This window comes from Saccharopolyspora karakumensis (assembly GCF_004349225.1).
In the GTDB taxonomy this organism is placed as follows: Bacteria; Actinomycetota; Actinomycetes; order Mycobacteriales; family Pseudonocardiaceae; genus Saccharopolyspora; species Saccharopolyspora endophytica.
In genome coordinates, this window is record NZ_SMLA01000013.1 from 32,046 (window position 1) to 47,205 (window position 15,160).

15 protein-coding genes are annotated in these 15,160 nt (G+C 66.6%); 6 read left to right on the top strand and 9 right to left on the bottom strand.

The features are described 5' to 3' along the window. Nucleotides 1–84: 84 nt before the first annotated feature. Entirely contained in the window at nucleotides 85–705 is a 621-nt protein-coding gene (locus E1202_RS11720) for a GntR family transcriptional regulator (protein ID WP_207918576.1), read from the top strand. A gap of 379 nt (nucleotides 706–1,084) precedes the next feature. On the opposite strand, the gene E1202_RS11725 is transcribed toward E1202_RS11720, so the two are convergent. Beyond that, the gene (locus E1202_RS11725) at nucleotides 1,085–1,786 is read right to left on the bottom strand and encodes a GntR family transcriptional regulator (protein WP_132682904.1); all 702 of its coding nucleotides are present in this window, start codon (nucleotides 1,784–1,786) and stop codon (nucleotides 1,085–1,087) included. 242 nt (nucleotides 1,787–2,028) lie between these two features. Between E1202_RS11725 and E1202_RS11730 the strand changes: the two genes are divergently transcribed. Beyond that, a complete protein-coding gene (locus E1202_RS11730; protein WP_132682906.1) occupies nucleotides 2,029–3,693 on the top strand; it encodes a BCCT family transporter in 1,665 nt (554 codons plus the stop codon). Between the two features lie 231 nt (nucleotides 3,694–3,924). Further along, entirely contained in the window at nucleotides 3,925–5,148 is a 1,224-nt protein-coding gene (locus tag E1202_RS11735; RefSeq protein WP_132683011.1) for a pyridoxal phosphate-dependent aminotransferase, read from the top strand. Between the two features lie 168 nt (nucleotides 5,149–5,316). Here the strand turns inward: E1202_RS11735 and ribB are convergent, their stop codons facing one another. From ribB to E1202_RS11770, 7 genes are all read right to left on the bottom strand, one after another. Next, nucleotides 5,317–6,378 carry a 3,4-dihydroxy-2-butanone-4-phosphate synthase gene (gene ribB / locus E1202_RS11740; RefSeq protein WP_207918577.1) on the bottom strand — a complete coding sequence of 354 codons (1,062 nt, stop codon included), beginning with the start codon at nucleotides 6,376–6,378 and terminating at the stop codon, nucleotides 5,317–5,319. 100 nt (nucleotides 6,379–6,478) lie between these two features. Then, nucleotides 6,479–7,522 (bottom strand): LLM class flavin-dependent oxidoreductase, encoded by a 1,044-nt coding sequence (locus tag E1202_RS11745; RefSeq protein WP_132682909.1) that lies wholly within the window; start codon nucleotides 7,520–7,522, stop codon nucleotides 6,479–6,481. A 2-nt stretch (nucleotides 7,523–7,524) separates the two neighbouring features. Then, nucleotides 7,525–7,731 (bottom strand): tautomerase family protein, encoded by a 207-nt coding sequence (locus E1202_RS11750; protein WP_132682911.1) that lies wholly within the window; start codon nucleotides 7,729–7,731, stop codon nucleotides 7,525–7,527. 1 nt (nucleotide 7,732) lies between these two features. Then, on the bottom strand, nucleotides 7,733–9,220 hold the full coding sequence (locus E1202_RS11755) for an aldehyde dehydrogenase (protein ID WP_132682912.1): 1,488 nt from the start codon (nucleotides 9,218–9,220) through the stop codon (nucleotides 7,733–7,735). Then, on the bottom strand, nucleotides 9,213–9,944 hold the full coding sequence (locus E1202_RS11760) for an alpha/beta fold hydrolase (protein ID WP_132682914.1): 732 nt from the start codon (nucleotides 9,942–9,944) through the stop codon (nucleotides 9,213–9,215). Before E1202_RS11760 ends, E1202_RS11755 begins: the two co-directional genes overlap by 8 nt. A 6-nt stretch (nucleotides 9,945–9,950) precedes the next feature. Then, nucleotides 9,951–10,502: an amino acid synthesis family protein gene (locus tag E1202_RS11765; protein WP_132682915.1), complete on the bottom strand. Its 552-nt coding sequence runs from the start codon at nucleotides 10,500–10,502 to the stop codon at nucleotides 9,951–9,953. Next, the gene (locus tag E1202_RS11770; protein WP_132682917.1) at nucleotides 10,499–11,119 is read right to left on the bottom strand and encodes an amino acid synthesis family protein; all 621 of its coding nucleotides are present in this window, start codon (nucleotides 11,117–11,119) and stop codon (nucleotides 10,499–10,501) included. Before E1202_RS11770 ends, E1202_RS11765 begins: the two co-directional genes overlap by 4 nt. Before the next feature lie 372 nt (nucleotides 11,120–11,491). Between E1202_RS11770 and E1202_RS11775 the strand changes: the two genes are divergently transcribed. The 3 genes from E1202_RS11775 to E1202_RS11785 are packed head-to-tail and all read left to right on the top strand — an operon-like array spanning nucleotide 11,492 to nucleotide 13,157. Next, nucleotides 11,492–11,920 (top strand): ester cyclase, encoded by a 429-nt coding sequence (locus E1202_RS11775; RefSeq protein WP_132682918.1) that lies wholly within the window; start codon nucleotides 11,492–11,494, stop codon nucleotides 11,918–11,920. Nucleotides 11,921–11,925: 5 nt separating this feature from the next. After that, the gene (locus E1202_RS11780; RefSeq protein ID WP_235878083.1) at nucleotides 11,926–12,444 is read left to right on the top strand and encodes a flavin reductase family protein; all 519 of its coding nucleotides are present in this window, start codon (nucleotides 11,926–11,928) and stop codon (nucleotides 12,442–12,444) included. Nucleotides 12,445–12,491: 47 nt separating this feature from the next. Beyond that, nucleotides 12,492–13,157 (top strand): GntR family transcriptional regulator, encoded by a 666-nt coding sequence (locus E1202_RS11785; protein ID WP_132682920.1) that lies wholly within the window; start codon nucleotides 12,492–12,494, stop codon nucleotides 13,155–13,157. A 446-nt stretch (nucleotides 13,158–13,603) separates the two neighbouring features. Here E1202_RS11785 and E1202_RS11790 read toward each other — a convergent pair whose 3' ends face one another. Beyond that, complete coding sequence (locus E1202_RS11790; protein WP_132682922.1) at nucleotides 13,604–15,133, bottom strand: aldehyde dehydrogenase (NADP(+)); 1,530 nt, start codon at nucleotides 15,131–15,133, stop codon at nucleotides 13,604–13,606. Between the last annotated feature and the right edge of the window lie 27 nt (nucleotides 15,134–15,160).

Below are 15,160 nucleotides of genomic sequence, written 5' to 3' on the forward strand. Positions count from 1 at the left end.
ACCTGGCCCGAACGAGAGGTGGGCCGAGGTCGGCATGCACGAGTACGTGGTGATTCTGCGTTAGAGGAGGCGGAGCTGTCCGAGGTGTACGACGAGCTGCGCGGCGACATCGTCGCGGGCACGTTCGAGACCGGGGCGCAACTGATCGAGTTGGCGCTGGCCGAGAAGTACGGCACAAGCCGCACACCTGTGCGCGAGGCGCTGCGCCAGCTGGAGCAAGACGGCCTGGTGGAACGCGGCGACCGCGGCATGCGGGTGCGCACCCGCAGCCCGGAAGAGATCCTGGAGATCTACGAGGTCCGCATCTCCCTGGAAGCCACTGCCGCGGCCGCGGCCGCTCAACGGCACAGCGACTTCGACCTGATCCGCATCCACCGCGCACAAACGGCCATGGACAACACTTCAACCGACGACCCACCCGCAATGGCGGCGGCCAATCGCGCTGTGCACGAGGCGATCTGGGTAGCCAGCCACAACGGAACCATCGTCGACCTGCTGACGCGGCTGAACAACCATCTCACACGCTACCCTGCAACCACCCTGAAGCTCCCCGGCCGCTGGTCGGAGGCCTTGGCTGAACACCACGCCCTCATCGATGCGATCGACCAACGCGACCCTGCCCGGGCCCAGGACATCGCCAGGAACCACATGACCAAAGCCCGCGACCTCCGCCTCCAGATCTACCGAGACGAACCCGCCGACTGACGGTCTCCACGCTTCTAGACCTTGCTCGTAGCTTCCCCAGCAAGCCGGGACCCGCGAGTGACCTCGAGAAGGTCACCAAAACGTACAATTCGGTCCCCGCCTGGTCCCCGCCCAATCGCAGTACACTGGCAGCACAGGGCTGAGATCCCGCAAGTTCCAGGTGTGGACCGTGCGTACCGGGAGGTCCTCCCCTGACCCCCGAAGGAAACGACCTAATCACCCCAGTCGCACCCTCGGGGGTCTTTCTGTGCCTGCAATCCCGACTCGCATTGTTATCGGCTGGCGTCCAGTCAGGAACGATGTGCGGCTACGCCGCCCGCCCGTGAACCCCGGCGAGCGCGCATTCGAGCACGTCGCGAACCTGCTACGGCGCGGCGTGTCAGGGCCCCTTTCGAAGGTGAGCGCCACCCACGAGCGGATCGTCAGCAGCCAATGTCGCGCGCTCGCTGGAGCGGACGTGGTCACGCATGGCGAACTCGGCGCCGAAGCCGTCCTTCGCCTTGATCATTTCCAGCACGTGCCGGTGTTCGGATAGCGAGGCACCGAGCCGTCCCGGGCGAGTCAGTGATGCCGACACCAACCGGTGGTAGGCGAGCTGGTTCATCAGCGTCCTGTAGTGCGTGTCCAGCTGGGTGCTGTCGGCGCCGCGCACCAACAGCTCGTGGAACTCGTGAACCAGACCTGCGTATCCTTCGGCGTCCTTCTTGGCGACCGCGCGGCCCGAACGTTCGATGTTGTCCTCAAGCTCGTCCAAGATCGGAACCGAGCCCCGGGATGCGAGCAGCCGAGCCGCCATCCCTTCGAGCATCTCCTTGAGTTCAAACAGTTCCACAATCTCGCGACGACTTGGCCGACGGACGAAAGTACCGACCCGCGGACGGATTTCAACCAAGCCCTCGATCTGCAGCTGCTTGAGCGCTTCACGAACCGGGGTCCGAGAGACGTCGTACTCGAAGGCCAGCGCCGTCTCCGACAGCGGCTCACCCGGCAGGTGACGACCTTCAATGATGCCGCTGCGAACTCCTGCGACAACGCGTTCCTGCGCTCCACCGCGGCCGGACCGAACACCCTGCTGTTGCATGCAAGAAACGCTAGGTCGACCGGGCTCAGTTTGCAACCGGAGGCTGCACCCTCGTTCAACTAAGAACCGATTAAGCGCAGGTCCAGGCCGAGTACTGCTCGCTCGGCCTCATCGATTGAGCGCAAATCTGGGTATTGACCGCCACTGCTGTTGCATGCAACGGTTCCTTCCAACACCCCTGCCTGACCCTGCTGGCACAACGCACTTCCACTGTTCTTTCAGGCCAGTTCACGGAGACAACGATGTCTGATTCACCCACCGCGTCGCCGGAACACCGGCGGCCCGGGCCCGTCCTGCTCGTCTCGCTCACCCTGGCTGTCGCGATCGCCGTGTGGGGCACCGCCGCCGGTGACTCTCTGTCCCGGGTGGGCTCGGCCGCGCTCGACGGCATCACCCGCAGCTTCGGCTGGGCGTACCTGCTGGTCTCGCTCGGGTTCCTGATCTTCCTGGTGTTCCTCGCCTGCAGCCGCTACGGCCGCCTGCGGCTCGGCCGCGACGACGAACGCCCCGCCTTCCGCAGAATCACCTGGTACGCGATGATCCTGTCCGCGGTGATGGGCATCGGCTTGATCTCCTACGGAGTCGCCGAGCCGATCACCCACCTCGCCGAACCACCGCACGGCATGGCCGCACCGATGACGCCGGCCGCCGCGGTGACGGCGATGCAGTTCTCGTTCTTCGACTGGGGCCTGCACGCCTGGGGCATCTTCGCCGTCGTCGGACTGGCCATGTCCTGGTCGATGTTCCGCCGCGGACGCCCCGGGCTGGTCAGCGCCCTGTTCCGGCCGCTGCTCGGCAAGCGCACCGAAGGGCCGGTGGGGGGCGCGATCGACGTGTTCGCGGTCTTGGCAACGCTGTTCGGCACCACCACCTCCCTCGGGCTCGGCGCCCTGCAGATCAACGGCGGGTTCACCGCGCTGTTCGGCATCCCCGACTCGCCGCCCGTGCAGTTCGCGATCATCGGGGTCATCACCCTGCTGTTCACCGCCTCGGCCCTGACCGGAGTGGCGCGCGGCATCCGGTTCCTGTCCGAGACGAGCATGGGTCTGGGCGCGCTGCTGTTCGTGTTCGTGCTCGTCGTCGGCCCCACCCTGTACCTGGTGGACCTCTACGTGCAGACCATCGGCCGCTACGTCAGCGAGCTGGTGTCGGCGAGCCTGATCACCCCGGCCAGCGGCGATCTGGACTTCATGCAGTCCTGGACCTACTTCATGCTCGCCTGGTGGTTGTCGTGGGCGGCGTTCGTGGGCGTGTTCCTGGCGCGCATCTCGCGCGGCCGCACGATCCGCGAGTTCGTCACCGGCGTGCTGGTCGTGCCCAGCGCGGTGTTCTCCATCTGGTTCACCGCCTTCGGCGGCACCGCGATCCACAGCGACCTCGCGGGCAGCACCCGCATCGCGGTGGCGGCCGCGGCCGATGAGAACTCGGCGTTCTTCGCCACCCTCCAGTCCCTCCCGCTGTCCACGCTGACCTCGATCGTCACGATCGTGCTCGTCGTGCTGTTCTTCGTCTCCGGCGCCGACGCCAACACATTCGTGCTCGGGATGCTCACCAGCCGGGGCACCGAAGAGCCTCCACAGTGGATCCTCGGGCTGTGGGGCCTGGTGACCGGCGCCGCCGCCATCGCCCTGCTCGCCGCAGGTGGCCTGGAATCCCTGCAGCAGACGGTGATCGTCAGCTCCGCCCCCTTCCTGCTCATCCTCATCGGCGTCGCCGTCGGCTTCTGGAGAGACCTCAGGACTGAATTCGTCCCACATGACACTCCCCTGATCGGGGACGGTGTGACACCCACAGCCACCGACAGCACAGTGGCGCTGCCTGCGTCGGCGAACTCCGGCGGCTCCAGCGACAGCGAGCAGCTCGACGACCCCATCCCCGCATCACTCCCGGCTGAACCGAGGACCTGACCCGCCCTCACGATGCCGGCGAGTTCCCGCACCTACCTATTTCGATTCACTACCAGGCGGCTCTGCCGGGCACGGCTCCAAGGCTGTGCCCGACAGAGCCGCGCCCGCCGATAGCAACATGCTTCGCTACGCGATAATTGTTGCGGCTCGGCAGCGGAGATCTGCCGATGTGAGATGCACCCCGTGGCGCAGGAGCTGCAATTTCGGGCGCCATTCGACTATTTTGGACGCATGAGCCCACACCTCGGACCAGCACGTTTTCCACGGGTCTCTCAACGCATTTCCGCAATCGGCGAGTCGGTCACTCTCGCGGTGGATGCCAAGGCGAAGGCGATGCGAGCTGCCGGAGAGTCGGTTGTGGTTTTCGGCGCTGGCGAACCGGATTTCCCCACTCCCGACTACATCGTCGAAGCCGCTGTTCGAGCGTGCCGCGAGCCGCGGTTTCACCGCTACTCCCCCGCGGCTGGACTTCCCGAGCTCCGCGAAGCGATCGCGGAAAAGACCAAGCGGGACTCGGGATTCCAGATAGACCCGTCTCAGGTCCTCGTCACCAATGGTGGGAAGCAAGCGATTTACGAGGCGTTTGCCGCTATCCTGGATCCCGGCGACGAAGTGATCGTCCCGACTCCCTATTGGACGACGTACCCGGAGTCGATCGCACTCGCCGGCGGTGTCCCGGTCAACGTGACCGCGGACGAGTCGACCGGATACCGCGTTTCCGTCGAACAAATCGAGGCTGCCCGAACGGAACGCACGAAGGTCTTGTTGTTCGTCTCTCCGAACAACCCCACGGGCTCGGTCTATACCCGTGAAGAAGTCGAGACTATCGGGCGCTGGGCCGCCGACCACGGGCTCTGGGTCGTGACAGACGAGATCTACGAGCACCTCGTCTACGGATCGGCCGAGTTCCACTCGCTGCCGGTGGTCGTCCCGGAGATCGCCCATCGGTGCATCGTCATCAACGGAGTGGCGAAGACCTTTGCCATGACGGGCTGGCGCGTGGGATGGATGGTCGGGCCCACCGATGTCGTCAAGGCGGCGTCGAACTTGCAGTCGCACACCACGTCCAACGTGTCCAACGTGGCGCAGGCCGCAGCACTGACCGCGGTATCCGGCGACCTGTCCGCGGTTGCTGAGATGAAGTCGGCCTTCGATACCCGCCGACAGACCATCGTGCGCATGCTGAATGAGATCGACGGCGTCGTGTGCCCCGAGCCGGAGGGGGCCTTCTACGCCTATCCTTCAGTGCAGTCCCTCCTGGGCAGGGACTTCGGGGGTGTCCGTCCGAGCACGACGGTCGAGCTCGCCGAACTACTGCTGGACAAGGCAGGGGTGGCAGTCGTCCCGGGAGAGGCCTTCGGGACTCCAGGGTATCTCCGCCTGTCGTACGCACTCGGACTCGACGAGCTCACCACGGGCGTTTCCCGCATGTCCGAGTTCGTCTCCGGCGCATAAGCGAGGACACCGGAAGCCTTGCGACGCAGCCAGTCGCAAGGCTTTCGGGTCTCAACTCACCTTTGCGCGCCCCACGCGGCGTCCAGCCCCAGCTGTGGGCCAGACAAGGCAAAGCCCGCATCCCGAACGAGATGCGGGCTCGACCATCAGCGGAGCGACACGCCTGCCTCACACGGCACCTGGGCGTGCCACGTCGCATTGGCGAGATACGTCCTGCCACTCGTCGTCCACTGTCGCGATCTGACCTTGCGTCTGGACGTCGGCCAGGATCCAGTCCGCTACGGGGGACAGATCGTTGGTGCGCGAGCCGCACGAGCGGGCCTCGCCGCGCAGGTACACCACTACGCCTTCGCCCTGTGAGGCGAATCGGCGCATCGCCTCGTTGAGCTCACGACCGCACCCGCACGCCTGGCTACGCAGGATGTCGCCTTCGAGGCATTCGTGGTGAACGTGCACCGGAGTGGTCGTGCTAACGCGGTGCTCGTCGCCCGCAATGAGCGCCAGGTGCTCGGCGTGATCTCGCCCCGAATAGCCAACAACGTGAAATGGTCCGTGCTCGGTGGGAAGCGAGGTCGACACCACTCGTTGCACGAGCGGTTCCGTGCTCTGCCGGTAGCGGACGAGATCATCGATGGACAGCACGACGAGGTCATGCTCTGCAGCGAAGCGCTCCAGTTCCGGGCCGCGCGCCATGGCGCGGATCTGTTCGGTGGAGACGATCTCGCAGAGCGCACCTGCCGGATGCAGGCCGGCCATGCGCGCGAGGTCGACTGCGGCTTCGGTATGTCCTCGACGGGCGAGCACGCCATCGTCCTGGGCGCACAGCGGAACGACGTGTCCTGGTCGCTGGAAATCGTCCGCGGCCATCGCCGGATCCGCCAGGCTCGCGATCGTCGCAGCGCGAGCCCTGGCGGATATTCCGGTGCCGTTGTCGCAGAGATCGACAGCGACGCGATAGGCCGTTCGATACGGATCGTCGTTGTCGTGGTGCATGGGTGGCAGGTGCAGCCGTGCGCAGTCCGAGCCGGTCAGGGCCACGCAGATGAACCCCGATGTGTGCCGCACCATGAACGCCAGGAGCTCCGGAGTCGCGTGCTCGGCAGCGAAGATGAGGTCGCCCTCGTTCTCGCGGTCGAAGTCATCGACCACGACGACCGGGCGTCTTTCGGCGATCGCCGACAATGCCGCCTGAACACGGGCAACGCTGCGATCAGTGAGAAACGACGTCATCAGAGGATCCATTCAGATTGCTGTGAGGCTCACCCGCTGGGCGAACTCGCGCATCGCCTGACGGTTGTCGGGCGATGCGTGGACGCGGTAGCGGCTCGCGTTATTGGAACGATGGCACCACTTCGTCGATGAAGCGCTTCAGGGAAGCGCGCTTGTCCTCGTGGGACATGCCGTTGTCGGTCCAGAAGCTGAACTCGTCAATGCCGAGCGCCTCGTACTCCTTGAGCCTGGTGATGACCTCCGCAGGAGTGCCGATCATCGCGGTGCGGTGCAGCGATTCCGGCTCGAACTCAGGGCGGTCGGCGAATTTCGACTTCGGACTAGGCTCGAGGAAACCGTTGGTGGGCGCGGTCTTGTTACCGAACCACGCGTCGAAGGTGCGGTAGAACTTCGAGAGCGCCTCAGCAGCGGGGCGCCAACCCTCGGGCTCATCCGGCGAGTGCACGTAGGTGTGGCGCAACACCATGATCTCCGGTGTGGCCACTTCCGGGTGGTTGGCGACGGCGGTGTCGAACTTCTCCTTGAGGGCGGCGACCTCCTCGTAGCCCTTCATCAGTGGGGTGACCATCACGTTGCATCCCTGCTCCACCGCGAAGTCATGCGATGCGGGGTCGCGCGCCGCGATCCACATCGGCGGCGTCGGCTGCTGGACCGGCTTCGGAACACTGGTCGCGGTGGGGAACTGCCAGATCTCGCCGTCGTGGGCGTAGTCGCCCTGCCACAGCGCTCGCACCGCGGGGACGAGTTCTCGGAGGTGGGTTGCGCCGTCGGTGGCTTTGGTGCCGGGTACCATGCGGTCGAACTCGACCTGGTAAGCACCGCGTGCCAGCCCGACCTCCGCCCGTCCATTGCTGATGACGTCGAGGAGCGCGGACTCCCCCGCCGCGCGAATGGGGTTCCAGAAGGGAGCGATCAGCGTTCCCGCTCCGAGGCGGATACTGCTGGTCTTGGCCGCGAGATAGGAGAGCACCGGGTAGGGGTTCGGCGAGATCGTGTATTCCATGGCGTGGTGTTCGCCGACCCAAACTGTGCCGAATCCGCCGGCCTCGGCCATGAGCGCCAGCTCGGCGAGGTTTTCGAACTGTTCGCGGTGGGTGGTCTGCTCGTCCCAGCGTTCCATGTGGACGAAGAGGGAAAACCTCATTGTTAATCCTCCGGTGGTGTTTCAAACATCTCCGCGATGGTGCGATCCCCCGTGGCCCAGTGCGTTCTGGGAACCTCACGCACGATGACGCGGATGTGTTCGGGGCGCGTGCCGACGGTGGCGAGCACCGCCTCGTGCACAGCGGTCATCATCGAGCGGATCTGCTCATCCGAACGTCCGTGTGCAAGAGTCACTTCGACGAGCGGCATCTCAGCTCCGCATCACGAACGGGTCCGGAACGGGACCCTCGTCGGTGTTGATCCAGACGCTCTTGAGCCTGGTGTATTCCTTGATGGTCTCAGCGCCGTGCTCGACCCCGACGCCGCTGCTCTTGAAGCCCTGGCGGGGCGACATAGGCGACATGGCCCGGTAGGTGTTGACCCAGACGGTGCCGGCGTCGAGCCGGTCGGCCATCCGGTGTGCGCGGGCGAGATTCGTGGTCCACACGCCCGCGGCGAGGCCGTAATCCGTGTCGTTGGCCAGCGCGACGACCTCGTCCTCGGTGTCGAAGGGCATGATCGCCGCGACTGGGCCGAAGATCTCCTCGCGCACGACCCGCATCCCGTTGTCGACGTCGACCAGGACGGTCGGCTCGTAGAAGAAGCCGCCCATGCCACCATCGCTGGACTGACCACCGGTGAGCACCCGCGCGCCTTCGCTGCGGCCGAGCTCGACATAGGACGCGACCTTGTCCCGCTGGTCCTCGAACGCGAGGGGGCCGAGTTCGGTGTCGTCGGCCAGCGGGTCGCCCATTCGGATGCTGCGGGCACGTTCGGCCACCCGCTCGAGCAATTCGTCGTAGACCGCCCGGTGAGCGAACACACGGCTACCCGCGATGCAGGTCTGACCGGCGGCCGCGAAGATCCCGGCTACCACCCCGGTGGCGGCGTTCGCAACGTTGGCGTCGTCGAACACGATGTTCGGCGACTTGCCGCCCAGTTCGAGCGTGGATCCGACGAACCGACCTGCCGTGGCGGCCGCGATCCGCGAACCGGTAGCGGTGCTGCCGGTGAAGGAGATCTTCGCCAGCCCAGGGTGGTCGACGAGGGGTTGTCCTGCCTCCGCGCCGTACCCGGTGACGACGTTGACCGCCCCCGGTGGGAATCCGGCCTCCAGGGCGAGTTCGGCCAGGCGCAGGACCGTGGCCGAGGTGTACTCGGACGGCTTGATCACGGCCGTGTTCCCGACGCACAACGCCGGGGCGAGCTTGCTGCTGGTGAGCGTGAGCGGGGAGTTCCACGGTGTGATGGCGCCGATCACGCCCAGCGGTTCACGCATCGTGTAGTTGATGACGCGACGATCGGACGTGGGGATGACGTCACCCTGGACCTTGTCCGCGAGACCGGCGTAATAGTAGTAGTACTCGGGCAGCGTCGCGAGCTGACCTCGCATCTCCCGCAACAGTTTTCCGTTGTCGAGGCTCTCAGAGCGGGCCAGTTCCTCAGCGTTCTCGCCGATCAGATCGCCGAGCCGGCGCAGCAAGTGGCCGCGGCGGGTCTGGCTGAGCGCCTGCCACCGAGGTCCCTCGAACGCCGCGCGCGCGGATCGGACGGCGGCCTCGACATCGCGGGCGTCGCCACGCGCCGCTTCGTACACGGTCTCGCCGGTGGCGGGGTTGGTGCTGGTGAAGTACTCCCCCGAGTGCGGTGGTGTCGGCTCACCGCCGATGAAGTGGTGGAGCCGTCGGATCTCAGACATGGGCATACCTTCTGAGGAAGTCGGACACGCTGGTGACGAGTTCGCGGGGTTTCTGGATAGGAAGCATGTGCCGGGCGCCCGGGATCACCTCCGCGGTGCAGTCCGGGATCGCCCGCACGAGACGGTGGGTCATCTCCGGCGTGGAGCCCGGATCGAGCTCACCGGTCACCGCCAGCGACGGAACGCGGATCTCGGGCAGGTGCGCAGCGATCTCAGCGTCTCCGGTCGCGAACACCCGGTAGCAGTGCACGAAGCTGTCCGGATCGTTGGCCAACAGGATTGCCTCGGTCGCATGGACCCACTCCTGCGATACGTCGGTGCCGTCGTACCAGCGGTGCAGGGAGGCCTCTGTGCTGGCCGCGAGATCCTGCGTGGCGGAGTCCAAACGGCGCAGCACCGCTGCGCGCTCCGCCTCGGTGCGCTGACAGACGGAGCTGACCGAGGTCAAGGTGGCAACCAGCTCAGGGCGATGCACCGCCAGGTGCTGCGCCACGAGCGCACCGAGAGAGAAGCCCACCAGGTGCGAGCCGGGCGGGATCTCCTCGGCGACCCCGTCTGCCAGACCAGCTAGGGTCGTGCCGGCCAGCGCCGGCGGCCGAGTGCCGTGACCTGGAAGGTCAGGCGCGACGATCCGGAAGTCGGCCCGGAGCAGCCCGGCGACGGGCTCCCACACGGTGTGGTCGAGCCCCACCCCGTGCAGGAGGACGAGTGTCGGCGCCGCCATGGGTGACTACTGCTCGGTCTTCAGCGAGGCGAGACGCTGCTGCGGGCGCCCCTGCGAGGCAGCGGCGAGCGCCACGACGATCTCATCGGCATGCGGTGCATCGGCGATGCGAACCTCGATGGTCTGGTGGTGCGAGCGGATCGTCGCGTCGGTGATGTGCTTGAGCGGAATGTCGAAGACGACCCCGGCGGGGGCCCGCTTCTCCACCGCGGGCAGCAGGGTCGTGGCGTCGGCCGCCTTGCGGAAGTGGTCGCCGAACTTCAGCGTGTGGATCAGCGCCGAGCCGTGCTCGACCTCGCCGTCCAACCCCACGATGGCCGCCTTGCCATAGGCTTCAGCCGGTTCTCCCAGCGCGTCCAGCACGCGGGGTGCCAGCAGGGCTCCCAGGTCCGAGGCGTTCGCATCGATACCGGGCGCGAGGTCCTCGACGAAGCCCTGGCCGTTCCACGGGTTCTCGATGATGGCGGCCACGACAGCCACGCGGGCCGCGGGCTCGACCGGACGGCCACCCTCCGCCTGGGTCTCCTCGACCACGGTGACGATCTTGCGCAGGTTCATGACAGGGAACTCTCCAGCTTCTGTGCGGTGACGGCGGGGTCGGTGGTGCGATCCCCGATTCGAGGATGCGGGCGGGGCCCGGTCGAGGCAGCGGCGATGATGACCAGCTCGTCGGACCGCGGCGCATCAGGGATGCGAGCGGTCACGGTCTGGTAGTGGCTCCTGGTCGCCGCGTGGGTCTTGTGCCACAGCGGAACGACCAACGTCGTGCCCGCCTCCGCGCGGGCGTCGGCGAAGCAGATGATCGACTCGCCGTCGAGGAACTCGCGCATCAAATTGCCGAAGTACGGGGTGTGGATCAATGCACCCCCGTGTTCGATCTCGCCGGCATTGCCCACCACCGCGGCCTTCCCGAAGGCCTCGATGGCATCGACGCTGCCGAGGGTCTCGATCAGGTGGCCTGTAAGGACTCGCGCCAGGCCCGGTGCAACGCGGAGCACCTCGGGCGAGAGGTCTCGCGACGGGCACGTACCCAGCCACGGATTCCGCAGCACCGCCGCGACGCTTGCCTGAGCAGCAGGGGCCGCCGGCCGCTCGCCGGCTTCTGTGAGGACCTCCTCCCGGTAGACGACCACCTTGCGTAGATCGAGTTCGTCGACCTTCAATGCCTCTTGCATGCCACAGAAGGTAGCTTCGGTCAGCCCAGTGGTCAATAAGAGGAAGCGTCACCAGACGCCCACGGAGTCGCCTGGAGGCAGATTGAGCGGCCCATTTTGCACTAAAATACCAGCTAGATCGCCCGCCACAGGTGTTCAGCCATGAGGCCGTTGGGTCTTTAGCCGGCCCATCATCAGCCAATCCGTTGACATACAAGCGTCGCCCGGCCTACGTTCTCTTGCATGCCACAGGCGTGGTCTAGAAGGCGGTGTCCGAGTACCCGACGACCCCTTGCCCTGCCATGCCACGGGCCACGACGACGTCGAGCCTCCGAAGAACGAGCACGGCCTCGCCCGCACCGACGCAATCGCCTGACTGAAAGGAGACATCGCATGTCCGACTCCGACGCGCGACGGGAACGGATCCAGCGCGCCTGGGAAGCCGCATGGGACCGTGGCGACGTCAACTTTCTCGACGATCTGCTCAGCCCCGACTACCGTCGGCTCGAGAGTGCCGGGGCGGTGCGCAGCCTCGACCAGTTCAAGGCCTCCATCTTGTCGACCCGATCCGCGTTCCCAGACCTGAGGACCGTCATCGACGAGATCGTCGCCGAGGACGACCGCGTCGCCATCCGCTGGCACAGCACCGGTACGCACGCACACCCGTTTCTCGACGTGCCGGCAACCCGCCGTTCTGTCGCGGCCAACGGAGTCAACTTCGCCCGCTTCGACGGCGAGCTGATCGTCGAGGAGTCCGTGACCTGGGATCCGCGCGCCCTGCTGACCGCGCTCGGCATCATCTCCGTCGGCCAGGACGGGTGAGCACCATGACCATCAGCACGAGGACCACCGCGATGACCATTCCCGACCTGGACCTGATGAAGCAGGTCAACCGCCAGTTCGTCAGCGGCGTCACCGTCGTCACCGCGCTCGATGACGACACGCCCCGCGGACTCGCGGTGAACGCCTTCTCCAGCATCTCGCTCGAGCCGCCGACGGTCATGGTCGCCGTCCAACACACGTCCTCCACGCACGACTGCCTGTTCCGGACCGACCACCTCGCGATCAACATCCTCTCCACGGCGCAGCTCGACGTGGTGAAGACCTTCGCCACCAAATCCGCCGACAAGTTCGCCGGCCTGGACTGGAGCCCCGGCCCCCACGGCAGCCCTCTGATCGAGCGCAGCGCTGCACAGATGGAGGTGGAGATCCGCGAGCGCCTGCGAGCCAGCACGCACACCGTGTTCATCTGTCGCGTGGAGCACGCCACCGTCACGGACTTCCCTCCGATGGTCTACAGCGCGGGTAAGTTCTTCGACGGAAGTGCGCTCGACCCCCTCGCATGACCCCGGGGCTTCGGTCCGAGTCGGCAGGCTTGAAGAGGAGACGTGCAGTGGGCGGGAACGACGGTGCGAGCACAGGCTCGATCCAGGCCCGGCTGATCGCCGAGATTCGACGCCGGATCATCGACGGCGAGGTGCAGCCTGGGATGAGCTTGTCCGAGCTGGCGCTCGCGGAGGAGTTCGACGTCAGCCGGACTCCCGTGCGCGAAACGTTCAAGCAGCTCCAGACCGAGGGCCTCGTCGAGATCCGGCCCAGAGTGGGCACCTTCGTGACCGCCCCTTCACGGCGCGAGATCACCGAACTGTTCGAGATGAAGGAGCTCCTCGAAGGCGCTGCCGCCAGGCTGCTCGCTCAACGCGGACGCGTGCCCGAGCTGGACCAGCTGGAAGAGAACCTCAAGCAGGCCGACATCGCCGTCGCGGCAGACGACCGGAAACGCTACGCCGAGCTCGTCGAAGAATTCCACGAACTCATCATCGTGGGCGCCGACAACCGAAAACTCGAAGGCCACTACCGCACCCTGATGAACCAGCTGGCCTATTCCCGCCTCGTCACCACCTCACTGAGCCAACCCGGCCGCCCCAGCCAATCAGACCGCGAACATCACAACGTCGTCGAGCTGATCATGGCCAAGGACGGCGACAGCGCCGAGCAAGTCATGCGAGAACACGTACGAGCCAGCCGACGAGCACTCCTCGCAGGACTCAGGACCTGACTTCTCGAGGAAGGGGCGCGGGCTGGCCCGAACTAGCCTGCCACACGAATCAGAGCCCGCGTCTGTGCGTATCGCGGAAAAGCCCCCTGCGACCCACCTGGAGTCGTCGATTCTCGTGGTCGCCGAACAGCACGACGAACCGAGCAAGATCCTGGATGGGTTCCCGTTCGGAGGGACTAGCACGAATCGCGTAGCGGCGTCGCCACTGGAACGATGATGCACGCAGCGGCCTGTTCGACGCGCCGAACCTCGACGCGGGTACGGCAGACGGGCTATTCCTCGGTGTTCCTCGGCGCGTCGCTGGCCTCGGGACTACGTGATGTACGAAATTCGACACGGCCAACTCCCTCGGCGAGGAGATAGTCGATCCCAGACGCACCACCCCTCCCGTCACCCTCCGGGCATTTCGTCCCGCGCATTCCGGCGGGATCGCCGCTGGGCATCGCTCAGTCGTGTTTCGGCGACGTTCCGGGTGCCTCCCCCGCTTCGTTCACCGTGCGCGGCAGCCCGAGCGGGTTCGCGTCGCGCAGTGCGGCCGGAAGCAGCGCTTCCGGGCAGTTCTGGTAGCTGACCGGCCGCAGGAAGCGATCGATCGCCGCCGTTCCGACGGAGGTGTGCGACACCGCGGTCGTGGCCGGGTACGGGCCACCGTGCTGCTGGGCCGGCGTGACGGCCACCCCGGTCGGCCACTGGTTGAAGATGACCCGTCCCGCGCGCTTGCCTGCGAGGGCGACGAGGTTTGCCAACCGGTCCTGTTCGGCGGGACCGGGTTCTCCGGAAGTCTGGAGGGTGACGGTCAAGGAGCCCTCGACGGCCGACAAGGCCCGGTGCAGGTCGCCCTCGGACTCGTACTCCGCGATCACCGCGGCCGGCCCGAAGGTCTCCTCGAGCAGTGCTGCCCGGTGTTCGAGGAGGTTCGCGACCGAACCGGCGTGCAGCACGGTGGGGGTGAAAGCGGGGACATCACCGTCGGCGGCGTGCTCGGTGCCGGTGGTGATGACCTCGACGCCGGGAAGCTCCGAGACCTCCGCGATGCGCTCCCGATACCCGTCGGCGATCTTCGCGGTGAGCATGCGAGCGGCAGAGACCTCGCCGGCGAGTTCAGCGATCTGCTTGGGCAGTTCGGAGCCGCCAGGCAGCAGCAGGACACCGGGCTTGGTGCAGAACTGCCCTGCCCCGAGGGTGAACGAACCGACGAAACCGGCGGCGACGTCCTCTTCCCGCTCATGATCGGCCTCGCTGGTAACGACGGCGGGGTTGATGCTTCCGAGCTCGCCGAAGAACGGGATCGGGTTCGGCCGCGCGGCGGCGATGTCGAACAGCGCCCGGCCCCCGGAGACCGAGCCGGTGAACGCTCCGGCCGTGATCCGCGGATCTTGCAATGCGCGGATGCCGGCCTGCCGTCCCGCGATGGCTGCGAAGGTCCCTTCCGGTGCGCCTGCGCGGGTCAGCGCAGACCGCACGATCTCGACCGTTCTGCGGGAGGTTTCGGGGTGTCCGGGGTGGGTTTTGAGGACCACCGGGCATCCTGCTGCCAGCGCGGAGGCGGTGTCGCCGCCGGCGACGGAGAAGGCGAACGGGAAGTTGCTGGCGGCGTAGACCACCACCGGCCCGGTGGGCGTCAGCCAGCGCCGCAGGTCCGGCCGGGCGCCCAGGACGAAGTCCGGGTCCTGCCGGTCGATGACGATGCGCAGGTAGGAGCCATCGCGGAGCAGGTCGGCGAACATGCGCAGCTGCACGGTGGTTCGCTTCACCTCACCGGTGAGTCGACCTTCGGACAGCCCCGTCTCCGCAGCGGCCTGCTCGACGAGCGCGGAGGTTTCGTCATCGAGCGCGTCGGCAACGGTCTCGAGTGCGGCGGCCCGCTCCTTCGGTGCGAGGTCGCCCCAGCTCTCCGCCGCATCGGCAGCGGCCTGCAGGCAGCGGTCGAGCTCCTCCTCTGTCGTTTCGGAGATTTCGGTGTTGAGCGTGGTCATGCGGAGTGTGCTCCTGTTCGAGGTGAT

What these genes read in the sequence shown, in the direction of transcription:
- E1202_RS11725 (WP_132682904.1), bottom strand. Translation starts at nt 1,786, where the DNA reads ATGCAACAGCAGGGTGTTCGGTCCGGCCGCGGTGGAGCGCAGGAACGC.
- E1202_RS11730 (WP_132682906.1), top strand. Translation starts at nt 2,029, where the DNA reads ATGTCTGATTCACCCACCGCGTCGCCGGAACACCGGCGGCCCGGGCCC.
- E1202_RS11735 (WP_132683011.1), top strand. Translation starts at nt 3,925, where the DNA reads ATGAGCCCACACCTCGGACCAGCACGTTTTCCACGGGTCTCTCAACGC.
- ribB (WP_207918577.1), bottom strand. Translation starts at nt 6,378, where the DNA reads ATGACGTCGTTTCTCACTGATCGCAGCGTTGCCCGTGTTCAGGCGGCA.
- E1202_RS11745 (WP_132682909.1), bottom strand. Translation starts at nt 7,522, where the DNA reads ATGAGGTTTTCCCTCTTCGTCCACATGGAACGCTGGGACGAGCAGACC.
- E1202_RS11750 (WP_132682911.1), bottom strand. Translation starts at nt 7,731, where the DNA reads ATGCCGCTCGTCGAAGTGACTCTTGCACACGGACGTTCGGATGAGCAG.
- E1202_RS11755 (WP_132682912.1), bottom strand. Translation starts at nt 9,220, where the DNA reads ATGTCTGAGATCCGACGGCTCCACCACTTCATCGGCGGTGAGCCGACA.
- E1202_RS11760 (WP_132682914.1), bottom strand. Translation starts at nt 9,944, where the DNA reads ATGGCGGCGCCGACACTCGTCCTCCTGCACGGGGTGGGGCTCGACCAC.
- E1202_RS11765 (WP_132682915.1), bottom strand. Translation starts at nt 10,502, where the DNA reads ATGAACCTGCGCAAGATCGTCACCGTGGTCGAGGAGACCCAGGCGGAG.
- E1202_RS11770 (WP_132682917.1), bottom strand. Translation starts at nt 11,119, where the DNA reads ATGCAAGAGGCATTGAAGGTCGACGAACTCGATCTACGCAAGGTGGTC.
- E1202_RS11775 (WP_132682918.1), top strand. Translation starts at nt 11,492, where the DNA reads ATGTCCGACTCCGACGCGCGACGGGAACGGATCCAGCGCGCCTGGGAA.
- E1202_RS11780 (WP_235878083.1), top strand. Translation starts at nt 11,926, where the DNA reads ATGACCATCAGCACGAGGACCACCGCGATGACCATTCCCGACCTGGAC.
- E1202_RS11790 (WP_132682922.1), bottom strand. Translation starts at nt 15,133, where the DNA reads ATGACCACGCTCAACACCGAAATCTCCGAAACGACAGAGGAGGAGCTC.